At 67.6% G+C, this 16,537-nt stretch carries 15 protein-coding genes; 7 read left to right on the forward strand and 8 right to left on the reverse strand.

What is annotated here, in order from left to right; translation table 11 throughout:
• The first annotated feature begins 49 nt into the window (after positions 1 to 49).
• Positions 50 to 646: a TetR/AcrR family transcriptional regulator gene (locus tag OG905_RS00965; RefSeq protein WP_328665533.1), complete on the forward strand. Its 597-nt coding sequence runs from the start codon at positions 50 to 52 to the stop codon at positions 644 to 646.
• A 438-nt stretch (positions 647 to 1,084) separates the two neighbouring features.
• Here OG905_RS00965 and OG905_RS00970 read toward each other — a convergent pair whose 3' ends face one another.
• On the reverse strand, positions 1,085 to 1,504 hold the full coding sequence (locus OG905_RS00970) for a hypothetical protein (RefSeq protein WP_328665535.1): 420 nt from the start codon (positions 1,502 to 1,504) through the stop codon (positions 1,085 to 1,087).
• 422 nt (positions 1,505 to 1,926) lie between these two features.
• Positions 1,927 to 2,790, reverse strand: coding sequence for a hypothetical protein (locus tag OG905_RS00975; RefSeq protein WP_328665537.1), 864 nt, complete (start codon positions 2,788 to 2,790; stop codon positions 1,927 to 1,929).
• A gap of 276 nt (positions 2,791 to 3,066) precedes the next feature.
• Here OG905_RS00975 and OG905_RS00980 point away from each other — a divergent pair, with 276 nt between their 5' ends.
• Positions 3,067 to 3,555, forward strand: coding sequence for a hypothetical protein (locus OG905_RS00980; protein ID WP_328665539.1), 489 nt, complete (start codon positions 3,067 to 3,069; stop codon positions 3,553 to 3,555).
• Between the two features lie 125 nt (positions 3,556 to 3,680).
• On the opposite strand, the gene OG905_RS00985 is transcribed toward OG905_RS00980, so the two are convergent.
• Genes OG905_RS00985 through OG905_RS00995 form a run of 3 tightly spaced genes read right to left on the reverse strand, consistent with a single transcriptional unit; the run spans position 3,681 to position 6,240 of the window.
• On the reverse strand, positions 3,681 to 4,805 hold the full coding sequence (locus OG905_RS00985; RefSeq protein ID WP_328665540.1) for a hypothetical protein: 1,125 nt from the start codon (positions 4,803 to 4,805) through the stop codon (positions 3,681 to 3,683).
• On the reverse strand, positions 4,802 to 5,818 hold the full coding sequence (locus OG905_RS00990; protein ID WP_328665543.1) for a hypothetical protein: 1,017 nt from the start codon (positions 5,816 to 5,818) through the stop codon (positions 4,802 to 4,804). The genes OG905_RS00985 and OG905_RS00990 overlap by 4 nt, the downstream gene beginning before the upstream one ends.
• Positions 5,815 to 6,240 (reverse strand): hypothetical protein, encoded by a 426-nt coding sequence (locus OG905_RS00995; protein WP_328665545.1) that lies wholly within the window; start codon positions 6,238 to 6,240, stop codon positions 5,815 to 5,817. Before OG905_RS00995 ends, OG905_RS00990 begins: the two co-directional genes overlap by 4 nt.
• A 253-nt stretch (positions 6,241 to 6,493) precedes the next feature.
• On the opposite strand from OG905_RS00995, the gene OG905_RS01000 reads away from it, so the two are divergent.
• The 4 genes from OG905_RS01000 (at position 6,494) to OG905_RS01015 (ending at position 12,004) form a co-directional block, all read left to right on the forward strand.
• A complete protein-coding gene (locus tag OG905_RS01000) occupies positions 6,494 to 8,404 on the forward strand; it encodes a pentapeptide repeat-containing protein (protein ID WP_328665547.1) in 1,911 nt (636 codons plus the stop codon).
• Between the two features lie 982 nt (positions 8,405 to 9,386).
• Positions 9,387 to 9,983 (forward strand): hypothetical protein, encoded by a 597-nt coding sequence (locus tag OG905_RS01005; protein ID WP_328665549.1) that lies wholly within the window; start codon positions 9,387 to 9,389, stop codon positions 9,981 to 9,983.
• 43 nt (positions 9,984 to 10,026) lie between these two features.
• Positions 10,027 to 10,170, forward strand: coding sequence for a hypothetical protein (locus OG905_RS01010; protein WP_328665551.1), 144 nt, complete (start codon positions 10,027 to 10,029; stop codon positions 10,168 to 10,170).
• A 289-nt stretch (positions 10,171 to 10,459) separates the two neighbouring features.
• On the forward strand, positions 10,460 to 12,004 hold the full coding sequence (locus OG905_RS01015; protein ID WP_328665553.1) for a hypothetical protein: 1,545 nt from the start codon (positions 10,460 to 10,462) through the stop codon (positions 12,002 to 12,004).
• A gap of 707 nt (positions 12,005 to 12,711) precedes the next feature.
• Here OG905_RS01015 and OG905_RS01020 read toward each other — a convergent pair.
• On the reverse strand, positions 12,712 to 13,344 hold the full coding sequence (locus OG905_RS01020; RefSeq protein ID WP_328665555.1) for a leucine-rich repeat domain-containing protein: 633 nt from the start codon (positions 13,342 to 13,344) through the stop codon (positions 12,712 to 12,714).
• A 488-nt stretch (positions 13,345 to 13,832) separates the two neighbouring features.
• Here OG905_RS01020 and OG905_RS01025 point away from each other — a divergent pair, with 488 nt between their 5' ends.
• Positions 13,833 to 14,552 (forward strand): hypothetical protein, encoded by a 720-nt coding sequence (locus OG905_RS01025; RefSeq protein WP_328665557.1) that lies wholly within the window; start codon positions 13,833 to 13,835, stop codon positions 14,550 to 14,552.
• A gap of 93 nt (positions 14,553 to 14,645) precedes the next feature.
• Here the strand turns inward: OG905_RS01025 and OG905_RS01030 are convergent, their stop codons facing one another.
• On the reverse strand, positions 14,646 to 15,239 hold the full coding sequence (locus OG905_RS01030; protein WP_328665560.1) for a hypothetical protein: 594 nt from the start codon (positions 15,237 to 15,239) through the stop codon (positions 14,646 to 14,648).
• A gap of 494 nt (positions 15,240 to 15,733) precedes the next feature.
• Complete coding sequence (locus OG905_RS01035) at positions 15,734 to 16,084, reverse strand: type I-E CRISPR-associated protein Cas6/Cse3/CasE (RefSeq protein WP_328665562.1); 351 nt, start codon at positions 16,082 to 16,084, stop codon at positions 15,734 to 15,736.
• Positions 16,085 to 16,537: the final 453 nt, after the last annotated feature.

Below are 16,537 nucleotides of genomic sequence, written 5' to 3' on the forward strand. Positions count from 1 at the left end.
CGTTACTCGGTTAATAAAGCAACTCGGTCATGAATGTTACATTGGTCAGATGAATGAGCCGACGGGACTGCGGGCCCGCAAGAAGGAGCGGACGCGCGACGCCATCGCCGACGCGGCCGTCTCGCTGTTCCTGGAGCGCGGCTTCGACCGCGTCTCGGTCAACGACATCGCCGCGGCGGCCGAGATCTCCAAGCCGACCCTCTTCCGGTACTTCCCCACCAAGGAAGACCTGGTGCTCCACCGATTCACGGACCACCAGGGCGAGGCTGCACGCGTCGTGCGTGACCGCAGGTCCGGCATCAAGCCGGTGACGGCGCTGCACCGGCACTTCCGGGCCGGCCTCGATCGGTACGACCCCGTCACCGGCCTCAACGACCATGATGAGGTAGTGGCGTTCCATCGGCTGGTGTTTTCCACACCGAGCCTGGCGGGACGACTCACGCAGTACCAGCTCGAGGACGAGGACGCGCTGGCGGACGCCCTCGGCGAAGGCATCAAGGGACACCTGCGAGCCGCCCAGGTACTCGCGGTTCAACGGGTGCTCGCCTGGGCCAACTGGCAGAAGATCGCCGACGGTCGAACCGCCCACGACGTCTACCCCGAGGCCGTAGCCGACGCCGACCAGGCATTCAGCCAACTGCGGTGACAAAGGCTCCGCGGCACGGTGCACGCGTTGCCACGAGCCTGGTCAGGCCGCTTCCCTGTGTGCTGGCGGCCACCGCCTCGTCGGACACAGGCGCCAGCATGATCCCGACCTTGTGGTCACGGAAGGTGACGGGGCGCACGGCCAGATATCTCCCCGTCAGGTGACCGGTGGGGAATCTGAACTGGCCACTGACAGGCGAGGACCGGATACAGGGCGCCAAGTGGGTCGAGACCTGGACCGGGGTGAAGTCTCCCTGTTCAGGCGGCTTGTGCGAGCTGGTCCCGTGCGGCCGACGGCTTCGGCCGACGGGTGAGGCGTCAGCGGTTCAACTCGGGGTTGGTCCCCGGCTCGAAGTCCACAGCGTCGCCCCTGCGGTGCTTCTTGAAGCCCACCAGGAGCATGCGGTGGCCCATGCCGAACTGCCTGGGGCCGATCCAGTCACGCAGGCCCTTCCAGTCGGCAGCGTCGATCAGTTCCCTGCAGCGCGGGCAAGCGTAGAAGCGGTCTCCCGAAAAGGAAGGAACCGCCCGGGGCGCTGATGCCGAACTCGGCGACCTCGTCGTACGCGATAGGGTCCAAGCCAGTGCAGAAGTCGCACACGAGCTGGTCGGGCGCCGCGGCGCTCACCTCCTGCGGCTTCATCGCCCTACCGCTGCCCAGCGCTGCGTCCCGCGCGGCAAGGCCTTCAAGGAGCTGGTCGACGATCCGCGAGAACGTCTCTCCACCCTCAGCGCGGCCGTACGTCAGAAGCCGGTCGGCTTCGTCCTGGTCCCCGCTCTGACCGGCGGCGTAGACGCGCTTGACCAGTGTCTGCACCCACGGGGCATCGTCGGTGTCGAAGTCGAACCGCTCGCTCATCGCGCGTCCTCATCGTCGCCGAGCAGTTCAGCCCGAAGCCGGGGGCCGTCGGTCATTTCGCGCCCTTCACCAGGAAGCTGAGAGTGAGCCAAGTCTTCCACGGCTACGCTGCCCGAAAGGTCCGGATACCGTATCCCCCGTCGGTATCCGACCTTCAGTCCCCGCGCGCTGCCTTCGCCGTCCGTACGCTCGCCTCCAGAGCGGCCATCAGATCCACCGCGGGCACTGCCTCCTCCAGTGGGACCAGTTCGCCGCCACCGGCTTCGCCGCGACCAGCTGCTCAAGGGCATGGGCGCCATCATGACGCTCGCTACCGGTGCCGTGGTTATGGTGACCGGCAGTGCCACGGTCGCTGAGGCGTCCATGTACACGTCGCCGTCCTGGGCCCTGATCGGGGTCTTCACCCGACGGGCTCACCAGTCTCAACCCCCGATACCGCCGGCGGGCACGCCGTCCTTCTCTACGCGCTGCCCGGCCTCGATCACCGAGTCCCAGGTGACGCCGCTGCCCGGGGTGGCACGAAGGACCTTGGCGCGGGCCCGGTCCCTGGCGACGGACAGGTGGATGTCTTTCGGGAGCGGGCCGCCCTGGCTCTCGCGGATGAGCCGCTCCGACAGATCGGCATGGAGGTCCCACAGGTCGGCCTGCGCCTGCGGGTCGGGCACCAGGTGGTCCATCTGCATGCGGTGAGCGGCGTCGCCGACGAGCAGAGCCATCTCGATGGTGGAAAGCCGGGACAGGCCTCCGCTGACCGGGTGTTCCTGGTCGGCACACTTGTCGGCGGGGCCGCTGTGCTGGCGCAACCATCGGTCCAGGGTGCAGGCGGTCTTCTCTGCGCTGCCGTTGGCAGGGACGGCGCTGCCCGGGGCGTAGCGGGCGCCGTAGGGGATGCGCCTGTCGTCGGGGGTGCCGTCGGGGTGGAGCCGCTCGGGCTCGTCGAGCGGCGCGCGCCACGCCTTGACGTAGTCGGCGAACTTGGCGTGGGCGGACTGGCGGGTGATGCCCAGGGCTTCGCCGATCTCCTCCCAGCTGGTACCGCGCTCGCGCTCGTAGATGACGGCCTGGCGCTGGGCGTACTCGGCGAGGCGGATCAGGCTGGCGGCCTCGCGCACGAAGTCGCCCGGCATGACCGTGCTGGAGGAGTCGTCTTCGGTACCGATGCGGCCGAGCGCGGACTCGGCGACTTCGCGGTTTGCGTCGGAGAGCAAGAGGCGCGCGAGTGCGGTCCGGGTGTACGGGTGCGGCGGGTCGGGAGTCGTGTCGGTCTGCGGGCTCGTCTCGGTCATGACTGTCACCTTAGAACTGACGGAGTCAGACTGTCAGGCAAACACTGACAACTGATGCTTGTCAGACCGAACCTGACTGATTCGAGACCGCCTCTTCAAGCTGGCATCATAGATTCGTCGCACACAGACTGACGGCGTACCGACGTCAGGCAGTGACTGACGTCTGAGCGTTCCCGCTGAACGCACAGGATAATTACGGCTATCCAGTAACTTCACTGCACTCGTGGCGTACTTACGCTGCCTCACCTGCTCCAGCTGGAGCCCTAAGCTCCCGGCATGAACGCTGAGATATGGACCCTGGTCGGCGTCGTCGTTGGTGCTGCTGGAGCACTCGGTGCTGCCGCCTTGACCTCCCGTGCCGCGCGCCGAGCGCCGCTGGCTACACAGAGACGGGACAAACGAAGGGAGGCCTACGCCGCCTTCGTCGGTGTGGCCACCGAGTTGGCCATCGCTGCCGACCCCAATGACTCTGGCGGATATCGGATCAACGGTGCCGCCCCAGACCCCGAGGAGTGGGTACAGGAGCTCAACAGGGTTCGACGCCGGCTGCTGGCCGCGTACCGCCTGGTTCAGCTTGAAGGACCCGAGGAAGTGGAACGGTCGGGCATGGAGGTCATGAATGCCGCCATGAGACTGGTCATGGCGGCAGACAACGTAACGCTGGCCGACGTCCCACGAACCGGGCAGGTATACGGTGAGCTGCTGAAGCTGCAAGATGCAGTTGCCGCGTTCCTCGTGACCTGCCAGACGGCACTCCGAATCTGATCCAGGCAGTGTTCACTCGTGGCCGGTGCGGGCGGGATCCCGAGCCGACCCGGCCATCGCCGGGCACCTGCCCAACCAGAAGGCCAACGGGATGCTTCCGTCGGCCCTTCGAACCGTGGCACCGTCTAAAGGCCGATGCCCTCGGTGGCGTTGTCCTCCCACTTCTCGCCCTCGTCGACGTACTCCCAGAACACCGGGCTGTTCTTCGCCCAACCGCCTTGGGCACGCAGCTTCTCCGGCCGCTTTCCCTTCCTACGCCCCGTGGTGACGAGCCCGCGGCGCCCGGAGTGCCCGGTGATCCGCCGTCCGGTCATGCCCGCGTGCTTCGCGGAACGGGTGATCGCCCGGCCGCAGCCGTCCGGGGACAGCCGCTCGGTGCCGAGGGCACCCCACTGGCTGACCGGCAGGAATGCCGGGCCGTCGGGGGCGGCGCCAGCGGCGAGCTTGGCCTCCTGCCACGCGATCCAGCACCGCACCGCGCAGGTGTCGGCGCTCTCGCCGTACGCGACAGGGACGTCGCGGGCCGGGCGGCCCTTCACGCTGGGGACGTGGACTTCCAGGCCCTCGGTGACGAGCCGGATGTCCGTGTCGTCGAGCTCGCTCATCTCCTCGTTGCGGCCCGCGATGGCGAACCGCATCGTGTGCAGGGAACGGTCCCGCATGCGGGCCAGATCCGGCACGACGTGGACGCGGCCGCGACTGGCCCCGGGCTGCGGAGTGCGCTCCAGGGGGGCGGTGTTCATCTTCCGCAGGTCGGCCGGGGTGATCGCGGCGGCCTTGCCGCGGCCGCGCTTCTGCCGCTCCTTGTCCAGCTTGAGCGGCTTTAGTGCCTGCGTGGCGGCGGCCCGGGCCGCCTTGGGCACCTCGTAGCCGTGCCGCCGGGCTTCGGACGCCACCCCGGTGACCCGGCGTTCGATCGAGTTCGGCGCCGCCCCCTTCACCTCGTCCAGCCACTTCACGAAGGCGACGTAGGTGCCGACCGTGATAGCGCTGAGCGGCAGGAGGGTGCCGGACTGCTCGGCCAGCCAAGCATGGAACTCGCCCCACAGCTCCCAGTCCCGGGCGTACCCGGTCTTCGTCTTCTGCGGCCGGGCCTCGTGCAGGTCCTCGGCGGCCTTCGTCTCCAGCGCGGCCAGGATGGCGACCACCGGGTCGTACCCCTCGACCGCGCCGCCGACAGGGGCCTCGTCGTCATCCTCGACGAGCTCGGCGTCGACCACCTCCACCGGTTCCAACTCGGTGGGCCTCACGCGCTCTCCCCGCCAGCCGACCCCATAGCTCCCGCGTCCCGTTCGGCGGCTCCCTGCTCTCGCCGGTCGGCCGGGTCCCGTCGGTCCTCATCAGGAAGAGCAACACCGCAGTTGAAGCAGAAGGTGGTCGGGTGGTCCGGCGCGGCAGCGGTGGCAACGCCGGGCACCGCCGCTACTACGCCGCAGAGGGGACACGGATCGATGGGGGGCATGGCGGGCTGCTCGAACGGACCTTCCGTCGGCGTGCTGCGCCAGGGCAGGCGGCTGATGTGGATCACGTAGTCGAGCGCATACCCCCTGGGATCGCCAGTCCAGGGACAGAACAGGCACGAGGCCAGTTCCCCGCCCGTCACCAGGGCCCACTGGCGGCAGTGCGGGCACTGCACCGTGCGGTCCCGGAGCGGTTCGAGCTTCACCTTCAGCCGCTCCATTCGCCACTCGACGAAGGCACGAATCCTGGCGAGGCCGCTACGAATGAACTCCACATCCTCGTCGAACCGTTCGCGATCCGTGTCCTTCAACTTCGGCAGCAGATGATCGTCGAGGAAACGGAGCAGGAAGTCGAGCACGGCGGCCGTTCGGACCTCGATCGTGCCCTCTGAGTCGGTCAGCCCGTAGTGCTGCAGGGCGTTGCGGGAGTTGGCCAGGGAGAGGATCTGCTCCTCGTCCTCGGGATCGATGGGCAGCCCGACGACGGTGCGGAGCCGCAGCACGGTCTCCTTAAGCTGGCAGCTGACGAACTCACCCGCGTCGAACATCTCACGGGTGACCCTCTTGCCCGGGTTCTTCTTGCTCAGGTCCAGGTCGTGCAGGACGAGCGTCCAGTGTTCGAAGGAGAGCCGGTACTTCAGCAGCACCTCGGTCGCGGCCTGGAGATGGAGCACTGCGTATTTCAGGGTGCGGGGGCTCACCTGACCCTCGTCCTGTGCCAGGAGCTTGACCACGTTCTTCAGGTAGTCGAGCCCGTTCTCCACGGGCGGGAAGTCGACATGAACGCTGGGCTGGTCGGTCACGCGCTCGCCCCCGCTGTCCGCGCCGCGCGAGCCTTCTCCATGTCGTGCTGGATGGCGCGCTCGTACGAGGCGTTGGTGTGGGTGACGCGGCACCAGCGGCCAGTGCCGTAGCCGGGGTCCTGGCGCCACGGGGAGGCTGCACGTACCAGCTGGTTCCACCCGTTCTTCAGCTCGTGCCGCAGCTCCAGCTCGCCGTACAGCTCGGCCTGCTCAGGCTCGGCCAGCCGGTTCAGAGCGGAGCGGGCGTCCAGCACAGCGCTCTGGAGCATCCGCTCCACCGCGGCCGCCATCCTGTGCTCGGTGGTGTCCGGGTCGTGGGTGGCGAGCTGTTCGGCGGTGCGGGTGGTGACGAAGGATTCGATCGCATCGACGTCGGTCCCGGTGATGTCGACGGTGTAGCGAAGCTGTTGAGGGTTGGACATGTGACGGGCGTCCTCTCGTCCTCGGGGCGGTCCGAAGTGACCTGTCGTCATGTCCGGTTTATCGCCTCGGATATGGCACATTATCCGAGGTGAGTAGGGGGCACATCCAGACTTCATATCGGACCGCACGGATGATTTCAGTAGCGCGCGATTCATTTCAGTACGCATTTCAGCGCCGCAGAGAGGATTTCAAAGCGGCCCCCTGTGGAGTCGAGATTGGCAACTATCCGGCCGTGCGGATCGTCCTTCGGGTATGCCACACCCGAGCCCCGCCCCCTCTCCAACTCCGCCCGCCTGGCCGCACTGTGGACACGGCGCCACCCCGGAGGACCCGATCGGCTGCCGCGGCATCCACATCCCCGGCCATACCGCATGCCTCGCCCACCTGGCCGACGTCGACCGCGATGCCTACCTATCCGGCCTGACTCCCGGCACCGACATCGACCACCGCGGAACCACCTTCACCCAATTCCTCCTCGATGCCCTCCTCGGCGCCCTCCATGATCCCGCCACCGGGCACCCTCGCCTCGGCGACGCCCGGTTCAATGCGGCGATCTTCGAGGGCGAAGCCGAGTTCGGACCGGCGACCTTCCAGGGCAGCGCCAGTTTCAGGTCGGCATCCTTCAAAGGCGACGCCCGGTTCGATTCGGTAACTTTCCAAAGCGTCGCCCATTTCTTGGGGGCGACCTTCGAGGGCGGCGCCCGGTTTTGGTCGGCAACCTTCAAGGGCACAGCCGGGTTCTGGTTGGTGACTTTCCAGAGCATTGCCGAGTTCGGATGGGCGACCTTCGAGGGCGACGCCGGATTCGCTTCGGCAACCTTCGAGGGTGACGCCGGGTTCGGGTCGGCAACCTTCGAAGGCGTTGCCGAGTTCGGATGGGCGACCTTCGAGGGCGACGCCCGGTTCGAGTCGGCGACCTTCGAGGGTGACGCCGGGTTCGGGTCGGCAACCTTCGAAGGCGTTGCCGGGTTCGGGTTCGCGACCTTCCAGAAGTCTGCCGAGTTCGGATCGGCGACCTTCCAGAGCCTTGCCGTGTTCGAACAGGTGGTTTTCGAGCAGGCGGTCAGCCTCGGACCGTTGGTGTGCGCCGGGCGGGTGCAGCTGTCCGGGGCGGTGTTCAACGCCCCGGTAACCCTCATGTTCGCCGCGCGCAGTCTGGAGTGCCGACGGACCCGCTGGTCATCAACGGCTGAGTTGCGGCTGCGCTACGCCACGGTGGACTTCGCCCACGCGGTCTTCGAATACCCCCTCACCATCGCCGCGGAAGCCGACCCCTTCGTGCTCCACGACGGACAGCCGATGGCAGAACAGGCTCTTGCCGACACGCCCGACGCCACGGTGCGTATAGCCTCGCTGCGCGGGGTGGACGCGGCCCACTTGGTCCTCGCCGACATCGACCTGTCGGGGTGCCTATTCATCGGAACCTTGCATCTGGACCAGGTGCGGCTGGAGGGTACCTGCTCCTTCGACAAGGTCCCATCCGGCACCCAGTGGCGGGGCTGGTTCCCCGTGCGGTTCGCCCAGCGGCGCACCCTGGCTGAGGAACACCACTGGCAAGTGAGTCGGCAGACGGCAGTCCGGGGCTGGAATGTGGCGATATTCGGCGCCGGACGCGTGGGGCCAGCGCAGCTGGCGCCGGTGTACCGGGCGCTGCGCAAGGCGTTCGAGGACGGCAAGAACGAGCCTGGGGCGGCGGACTTTTACTACGGCGAGATGCAGATGCGCCGCCACGACCGCACCAGCACCACCCGCGCCGAACGCGGCCTGCTGCATGGCTACTGGCTGCTGTCCGGCTACGGCCTGCGCGCCTCCCGCGCCATGGCCTGGCTCGCTGCCGCGTTGCTCGTCACCATCGTGCTGCTGATGGGCTTCGGGCTCCCAAATGACGACCCGAAGCAGGAAGCGACCGGCACCGTCCCTCCCGGCGGCGGCAAGATCACCTTCGAGATCGACAAGGCCGATCCCCAGAATCCCACCGGGAACCAGTTCACCGGCGAGCGCTTCGAGAAAGCCCTGAACGTCACCCTCAACTCGGTGGTGTTCCGCTCCTCTAGCCAGGACCTGACCACCGCCGGCACCTACCTCGAGATGACCTCCCGCATAACCGAGCCCGTCCTTCTGAGCCTGGCGGTCCTGGCCGTCCGCAACCGCGTCAAACGCTGACCCAGCGCTCCCACGGCCAGAACACTGAAGCAACCCCAGTGCGCCCGAACCGCCATGAGCCGATGCACGGAATATTTCAGTGCCCAAATCACAGCGCCGCCCCCTGAAATATTCCGTGCGGCTCGACATTTCAAGATTCATTGTCGGAGCACCGCCACACCGGGACCGAGAAGGGAGAGTGCTGCCACTGTTGAAAGGAGCCAGCTCTCGTGGACGCCTATCATCCTGAGCCGCGCATGGAACTGCTCCCCACGGAACGCCCCCTCTGGGACCTCGACCAGGCGACACTGACCGGCATCACAGATAGGAGCGTGCTGGGCTTGCTCGTGGCCGAAACTTCCGAGGGAAGCCTCGTGCTCGACGACACCCAGCCCGAACCAGGGCCTGGGCCTGCGCTTCATCCCCGACCCTGGGGCGCGTCGGATCATCAGGTATCAGGACATCGGTCGTGGCCAGAGTGTGGCCTGTCTGCTCTGCTGCCGCAGTGGGGGGACCTCCCGTGTGGGTGAGTCCGGGGCCGTACGGCTGCGCCACTGCACGGCCCGCCCAGTCGTAGGAATCCACGCGACCGCCACTTTCGCCGGTCCCCGCAACACCGACTCGACGATGACGTACATCCATCTGTCGGGCCGCGACCTGGCGGAGAAGCTCAACCAGGGCATGGAACAGATCCACTCGTGGCGAGTGGACATGCTGGCCCGCCTCGGCTCCGACGCCTCGGCTGGAGGGCGCGCGTCCCCGCACCCGCCCCTGACTTCAACACGAACGGCCGTCCCGCGTGGCCGTGGCCGATCGGCCCCGGACCGCTACGACCGACGCCCGGAACTCAACATCGATCGGCGCCCCGCGACGGCCACCCTGCTGCCCATCATCGACGTTCGTCAGGGCACGGCCGGGAAGGGAAAACGTGAACAGGCCACGACCCCTTGCGTCGCCCAACACAATTCAGTACGAACTGATCGCGACTTTCATCAGGAGGCCCATGTCGATCATCGAGTCGGTAGGTGCCCCGTTGATCACGGTGGCCGCCACGCTCGGCGGTGGCTGGCTCGTGACCACCCGGGTCACTGACCGCTGGGAACAAGTCAAGAAGAGCCGAGAGATGGACCTGGCAGCCGCTCAGGACTTCCAGCGTCTCTACGGAGAATTTGTAGCCGTCTGGAAGACGTGGAACTCCCTAACAGACGGCCACACACCCGTCACCACGCCCGAGCATGTCGGCTGGGGCTGTCTCGAACGGGCAACCGCCGCCGAAGGACAGATCGAGGCGCTTATGGCCAAGCTGGCCGCTGAGCGCTTCCTTACCGAGGACGAGATCGACATGCTCGGCGGTGTCCGCCAGGCGTTCAAGGTCGTCCGCCGGAGCATCAAGCAAGGAAGACCGATCGGCTGGAGCTCCTCGGGAGCCGAGCCCTACATGGCGATCAAAACGTTGTCGGCGGCCACGTCTGTCCTGCTGAGCACGGCGCCAAGGACCAGGAATGGGCCGAGTGCGGCTGTCGCTGCCCGCAACTTCAGGGGAATCACCGACAACCGTCACGAAGCCTCGTGGATCCACACCGCGCAACGCTTTGTCTGACACACGTTTGACCTGCTGCCTCGACAGCCACTGATTCCACAGAATGGCCCGCGACCTGCGGCTGCTGGACCTCCAGTGGGAGATCGAGGAGGGCCTGAACGTGATGGATTCCTCCAACGGCGCGAACTCCGTGATCGCCTACGGCAAGGGCGGCGAAATCGCGTCGAACGGGCGCCCGCGGCACTGACACCTGGGGTTCGAGAATTCGGTGTCGGTGATTGATACCGCCGTGAACCGCACCATCAGGCGCCATCCCGTGACCTGTGCTTCAGGCCGTACGCCCCAGCTGCCACGGAGTGCTGCTGATATCGCCGGCGCGTTCGTCGGCCTCGGGGGCGCACCTACTTCCTCCAGCGGAGATCGAAACGCATCTCATCCGGACTTGTCAGTGGCTGGCGGTAACGTCATCTGGCTGGGCGGCAGACAAGCCGCCGACCAGGCGGGACGGAACCGTCCCAGCCGAGCCGGGAGGTTGCATGGCCCTGGACAAGCGGCGCGTGCAGACGGCCGTCATCGGTGACTCGGAGTCCGAGTCGCCCGTGGTCTTGCCGCTGGAAGCGATAGAGCTCGATGACTTCCGGCATCTGCACGCCGGTGACACCTACTGGTGTGGCGTATGGCTGGGAGGGTGCGGTCAGCAGCTGACAACCAAGCTGTACACCGACCGGGCATGCCACTTCGCCCACCACCCCCACGCCAATACCGTGTCCGCGTGCCGGCGCAAGGCATCAGGAGTGACCAGCGCGGACCACCTGTACATCAAGCAGGACATGCTCAGCTGGCTCGCCGAACACGACATCCACGCCACCGCCGATATCCAGCGCGACGCAGACGGCACGGTCGGAGGATCAGTCCTCTTCACATCAGAGGACGGCACCGGGCTCCGCGTGCTGCTCTCCGACGACCAGCTCACCGCGCACACTGCCCAGAACACCTCCCACGTTCTCGTGGCCGAGGATCTGGCAGAAGGGCTGGACAAGGCGGTCGCTCGCAACGGATACATCAACACCATCAGGTGCGTCCCGGACGGCACCCGCCGACGCGTCCAGATCGGCACCAAAACCTACGAGGACGTGACGTGGTACGACCCTAGTGAATGCGAGCTCACTCCGGAGGGCCTGTCCACACCGGCGGTGGAGGAGATCCGTCGCCTGCGCGCTACACGGCGCCCGCTTGGCGTCCGTACGCCGAAGGCACCCGCTCAGCCGGCCGCCCGGCCGGTCGTTGAGCATGAGGCCACAGACCCGCGGTCGCAATACGACCGGACCCGTGTCATGGCCGAGCTTCAGCAGGCGGTCAGCGACGGACGCAGCCTGACGAAGCTACGCCTGTGCCTGGAACGCGCAGAAGCGGCCACCCACAGCGGCGCGACCGCAGAAGAGAACGAACTCATGCGCTCCGCCGGCGACGCGCTCCTTCGCCTGGAACGCGGAGTCGGCGTCCAGCCCAGCCCCGTCACCAAGCGGTCCGCAGCAAAGCCGCGGACCCGGCTCCGCACCGGCCCTGGTACTCCGGGACCCAAGATCGTCGTGCCCAAGCTGCGTATCGGCCCAGTCGGGGACACCGTCCCGGCACCACGACAGGACCGGCCAGACGCCGCAGAACTGAAAGCCAAGGTGGCCGCGGCCACAGCCGCACGACTGGAAGCGGCTGCCGAACAGGACCGGGCACGTGCCGCAGATCTGAAGGCCGCTGCTGCCGCAGTCCGCGGCGCGTTGAAGAAGACGGCACGCGAGCAGGCCACCTCCTCCTGGGCGAAGTTGCGCAGCCAGCTCGGATCCGCCCTGCCCCGGCTGCAGCCAGGAGAGCAAGCGGAGCTCCTGTACCAGGTCGACCGGGACACGCCCCGGGACGAACCGCTGCTGTCGACGGTGCTCGCCGTCTCCGATCCAGGCATCCTCCCCGCATTCCGGCAGGCGGCCACCCGACTCGGCCTCGACCTGCCAGACGACCCGGACGACCTCCGCGACGTACTCGAAGCCGATACGGAGACACTCCACGACCTGTGGCGACACCGGTAGCAAGGAACGCTGCTTCCCTCAGACCCAACTGGACTCAGATGGGCGGCATTTGTGCCGCGCCTGTCCGGAGTCCCTCGTTCCCTGTCACGACCGCCGTACGGTGCCGTGGCCCCGCACGCCGAGCTACGCGAGGGGCAACTCTCCGAGGGGACGCCCGGCATCGGCGTGTGAGGCGGCCAGGGCGGCGAGTTCCGGGCCGGTGAACGACCGTCCCGTCCAGGAGACGGACCTCAAGGGCTCGGACGCCGGTACGTCGGGACCATCCCCGCGGGTGCGGGGAGCAGGCGATCAACCTGAACGGTAGTGCCGGGACCATCTCCGCAGATGCGGGGAGCAGCGGGTGTCTGGGTCATCGGTGCTCCTCGGTAGGGGACCATCCCCGCGGGTGCGGGGAGCAGGATACGGGCATGTCGGCGGTCACGTAATTCCCCATCGACAGCGTCAGCTTCCCCGCCCAGACGTTCGAGCCTCAGTCACGCGGCTGTGGTCGTTTCTCCGGCGGCCGGCGGACGAGGGGGTGTTCGGTTCGTCAGTCCCAGTCGGACGCTGGCTGGTCGACTCGGCCGCCCTTATGCGGTGTAGCGATGTAGTCGCGAGCGCCGTCAAGCAGCGCGGTGCCACAGGCGGATGAGCCGGCGTTGACCAGCAGCGGCATTACGTCAGTGGCCACACGAAGTGAGATCCACACCTGATGGAGTCCGCTCTGTTCAATCGGGCCGTCGCAGACGCTGCAGCTTGTGGAGGGTGGCCAAGCCCCAGCGCCGGGGGTCCAGGCTTCCCGGATCGAGGTCCGCGACCGGGCCTGGGGAGGGCTGAAGCTGCGGGAAGGGCGGTCGCATCTTGTAGTTGCCGAACAACGCGCGCGTGCTCACCGTGCTGCGGGTCAGCTTCCGGCATCGGGTGATCTCGTAAGGGAACCAGTGCAGCCGGTAGGAGGTGTAGGGGCTGAACTCCTCCAGGCTGGTCATGGCCCCGATCTCGGGCGGGATCCGGACCAGGTTGCTGCCGTAGAGCACGAGGTGTTTGACCGCCGTGAGCCTGGCGATGCTCGGCGGCAGGGTGATGACCTGCCGCCGCTCTTCCGGGCTCAGCTCGATCAGGGGGCGGAACTCTTCGCGCTCGTCGTCGGCGGCCTCGTCGACCAGCTCCAGCAGGTGCTGCCAGCCCGGAGCAGAGGTGTCCTGCAGCTCGGCGTGGAAGCCAACTCGGGCTTGCGGATGAGGCCTGGCCTGGTCGAAGCACGAGCAGATGTCCCTGTAGGACCCACGTCGACCTTGGGCCGGATCCGACGTGTCGCCCCAGCGGTTCACATAGAGCCTCGGCTCTTCCTCGTCCGTCATGACGCCACGATACGGAGGCTGCCGTGGAGCCGTCACAGCGGCGAGAGCACGGACGGCACCCGTCGCCGTGCTCGAACTTTTGAACGGGGAAGCTGACGCTGCTGATGGGGAAATACGTGGCGTTCCACAGGGCACGGTCGGCGGCAGCCTGCCGGAGGGACCATCCCCCGCGGGTGCGGGGAGCAGTTTGGCTCAGCCGGTGAGCCGGAGGGGAACGCGGCCCGCCGGTGTCTTGTCGGCCACCTCGTCCTGGCTCTGCTTCTCGACTGCGCGGCTGCTTCCGTCCCGCGTCGGATCGACCGATGGATCTGCAGACGAACGCTGGCCGTAAGGGTTTCGTAGGCGCGCGCGAGGCGACGGTGGCACCCGAAGCTGGTGAAGGCAAGGAAGTGGCTGGCTGTGCGTTCGATAGAGGCCCCGGCCTCGGCACCCCTCGAGTCTGTCCGTAGCATCCCTCCACAACCACCGGCAGGTGCAAGGGGCGAATGATGAAGATGACGCGTGTCGCGCGATCGGCCGCGGCCGCGGCCGCGGCATTGGTGCTGCTCAGCAGCTGCGCGGACGAGAGCGCGGGCGGCGGCGCCAAGCTCCCGGCCGCGCCAACGGCGGAGGGAAAGTCGTCAGGCGCCGCTGCGGAGCGGCCGGCGGACCCTGCGCTGGAAGAGCGGTTCCTCACCGCTGCGCTGCCTGGAGATGCATCGCTGCCAGGCTGGACACGAGTGATGTGGAACGTCTCGACCCCCGACGGCGAGTACCCGGAGGACCTGAAGAAGGCGTGCCCCCGAAACAACCCCACAGCACGGTGCCGCAACGTCCTGGGGTCGGCAGAAGCCTTCTTCGACAGCAAGGATAAGACCAAGGACGTCCTCTTCCTCATCTTCTCGTACTCCAACGAGAAGTCCGCCGCAGCCGCCTACGACAGCGCCTGGGCGGAGTACGCAGGGGCCACCCAGGCCAGGACCAGGGTGAGCTTCGGGGCGCTCGGCGAGCGCCGGGACGCCTTCCGCGCCCCGGCGGCCTCTCGCCCGGGCATGAACCAGGTGTTCTTCCAGGTTCAGGTCGGCCGGAACCTCGTCCAGATCGCGGCGCAAGCCGACGCCAAGACGCCGCTTGCCGACGCCGTCGTGGAGAAAATGGCTTCGATCGCTGTCCAATGCTCGCGCGAGGCCCAGCAAGGCGTACATTCCACGGCCGCCGCCGAGTCGTGACCCTGCGGCCAGCGGACCTCCGGAGGCCGGAGGGGTCACGGATCACGCGGCCGCCGAATATGGGCAGCTCCCACGCTCCGTCACCGCCCCTGGTCAGAACTTCCCGCTGTGCTGCGCGGTGCGGTGCCCCAGCTGCCGGGTGAACTCGGCGACGAAGTCGTCCGTGAGCGGCGGCCATCCCCAGAAGTCGAAGGCGAGCGCCCCGAGTGCGAACTCGCTGTCCCACTGCCACGCGGTGATAGGGACCGAGGTTTCGCAGGCGGCGCAGGGGACGCTGGCCTCGCCCGTCTCCTTCCAGGTGTCGATGGCATCCCGGAATGGCTGCCAGACCTCCTCGTCGGGCTCGAACGACTCGGGGTAGTCGATGAACACCATCCGTTTGTCGCAGTGCGGGCAGACCGCGTACGTCGCGGCGTCCTCGCCCTGGCCGCCGACGTGGTAATTGCGTCCGACGATCACGGCCACCGGGGCCGGTATGTGATCGTCGCCCCAGTCCTCCGCGGCGCGCGCCCAGTTCGGCCCGGGCACATAGCCCTCGTCCACGTCCAGGCTGTACACCGCGGTCCCGGACAACTCGCGCGTGATCAGGCCCTCGGCGACCATCCAGTCGACCATCCGCCCGGCGAGCGGACCCGCCTCCTCGTGAGACACCTCAACATCGACGATCCGCTTGTAGAAGTCACCCATCGTTGCTCAACCCCTCCTCGATCAGTGCGCCCACTGTGCCCCCCTCTGACAGCCCGCCGCGTCATCGAGGGCAGGGTGGCTGAGGACAGCAGGCCGTGCAAATTTCTGATCGGGACCATCCCCGCGGGTGCGGGGAGCAGTTGGCGGCCACGCTGACGAGGAGGTGGTTGTCGGGACCATCCCCGCGCGTGCGGGGAGCAGGACACCATCGGCACCGTGCGGGACATAGTGCAGGGACCATCCCCGCGGGTGCGGGGAGCAGCCCTCGGGCACCTTCCACTGGGCGCGGCCCCGGGGACCATCCCCGCAGGTGCGGGGAGAAGGCGATACCCACGATCAGAACCGCTAGGAACGTAGGACTAACCCCGTGAGTGCGGGGAGCAGGCCCGGCCCACCGAGGTGACAAGCTCGGTCAGGGGACCATCTACGCAGGCGCGGGAAGCAGCGTCCCCGGGCCGAGGTCGGCCCGGGCGCTCATGTGATGGCGTCGGTAGTCAGCGGATGAGTAGGAGGCCGCAACCGTACGCGCGGGCGCGGCCGATGCCATCGGTCAGGGCGGTCGCGAGAGTGGCGGGGTCGGTGACGGTCAGGCGGCCTTTGACCTCGGCGCGGGTGATGGCCAGCCCTTCACGGATGGTGCTCTTGACCGTGCCGAGCATTCGGATGGCGAGGGTGTCGGGGTCGGCCGTCGCTCCGATCCGGGAAACGCCGTCGGGGCCGAGGGCTGGTTCCGTTTCGGCCTGGAGGCGCCGGGTGAACCACTGCTTGGCGTGGTGGGGGGTGGTTTGCGGGACGCGTTTGCCACGGACCTTGTTCTGGACAGCGGCCTTGCCTGTCGTTGTCACGCGGACCATACCCGCAGAGCGGGCGACACCACAGTACAAGGGGCTCCAGCGCTGCCCACGATGCCTACCACGGGCATGGTCACCTCGAGTTGCGCTAGCTTGGACCACGACGGCTGCCACCCGCACCCGGGGGTATGGTCCCTGCCCGGTCTGCTTCACCGTCCAGCCATGACGCTGCTCCGCGCACCCACGGGGATGGTCCCGATCCGATTGCCGCCGACGGCGACTACTGGTCCTGTTTCCCGCACCCGCGGGGATGGTCCCAGCTCACCCGCGTAGTTGGGGGGTTGAAGGTGCTGCTTCTTGCACCCGCGGGGTTGTCGCACAGGTCCAGGCCGATTAGGACAACAGTTCTGGCATCAGCGCACTGGCGACCGGGTCACCAGCCTCCTCGACGACCTCGGCGAACCCCATGACGAGCCCCTGGAATGACCGGGACAACCGCACAAATGG

This window comes from Streptomyces sp. NBC_00322 (genome assembly GCF_036147535.1).
In the GTDB taxonomy this organism is placed as follows: Bacteria; Actinomycetota; Actinomycetes; order Streptomycetales; family Streptomycetaceae; genus Streptomyces.

Bases quoted from the DNA above. Each gene is read 5' to 3' on its own strand.
- OG905_RS00965 (WP_328665533.1), top strand. From the start codon at position 50: ATGAATGAGCCGACGGGACTGCGGGCCCGCAAGAAGGAGCGGACGCGC.
- OG905_RS00970 (WP_328665535.1), bottom strand. From the start codon at position 1,504: ATGAGCGAGCGGTTCGACTTCGACACCGACGATGCCCCGTGGGTGCAG.
- OG905_RS00975 (WP_328665537.1), bottom strand. From the start codon at position 2,790: ATGACCGAGACGAGCCCGCAGACCGACACGACTCCCGACCCGCCGCAC.
- OG905_RS00980 (WP_328665539.1), top strand. From the start codon at position 3,067: ATGAACGCTGAGATATGGACCCTGGTCGGCGTCGTCGTTGGTGCTGCT.
- OG905_RS00995 (WP_328665545.1), bottom strand. From the start codon at position 6,240: ATGTCCAACCCTCAACAGCTTCGCTACACCGTCGACATCACCGGGACC.
- OG905_RS01000 (WP_328665547.1), top strand. From the start codon at position 6,494: ATGCCACACCCGAGCCCCGCCCCCTCTCCAACTCCGCCCGCCTGGCCG.
- OG905_RS01005 (WP_328665549.1), top strand. From the start codon at position 9,387: ATGTCGATCATCGAGTCGGTAGGTGCCCCGTTGATCACGGTGGCCGCC.
- OG905_RS01010 (WP_328665551.1), top strand. From the start codon at position 10,027: ATGGCCCGCGACCTGCGGCTGCTGGACCTCCAGTGGGAGATCGAGGAG.
- OG905_RS01015 (WP_328665553.1), top strand. From the start codon at position 10,460: ATGGCCCTGGACAAGCGGCGCGTGCAGACGGCCGTCATCGGTGACTCG.
- OG905_RS01020 (WP_328665555.1), bottom strand. From the start codon at position 13,344: ATGACGGACGAGGAAGAGCCGAGGCTCTATGTGAACCGCTGGGGCGAC.
- OG905_RS01025 (WP_328665557.1), top strand. From the start codon at position 13,833: ATGAAGATGACGCGTGTCGCGCGATCGGCCGCGGCCGCGGCCGCGGCA.
- OG905_RS01030 (WP_328665560.1), bottom strand. From the start codon at position 15,239: ATGGGTGACTTCTACAAGCGGATCGTCGATGTTGAGGTGTCTCACGAG.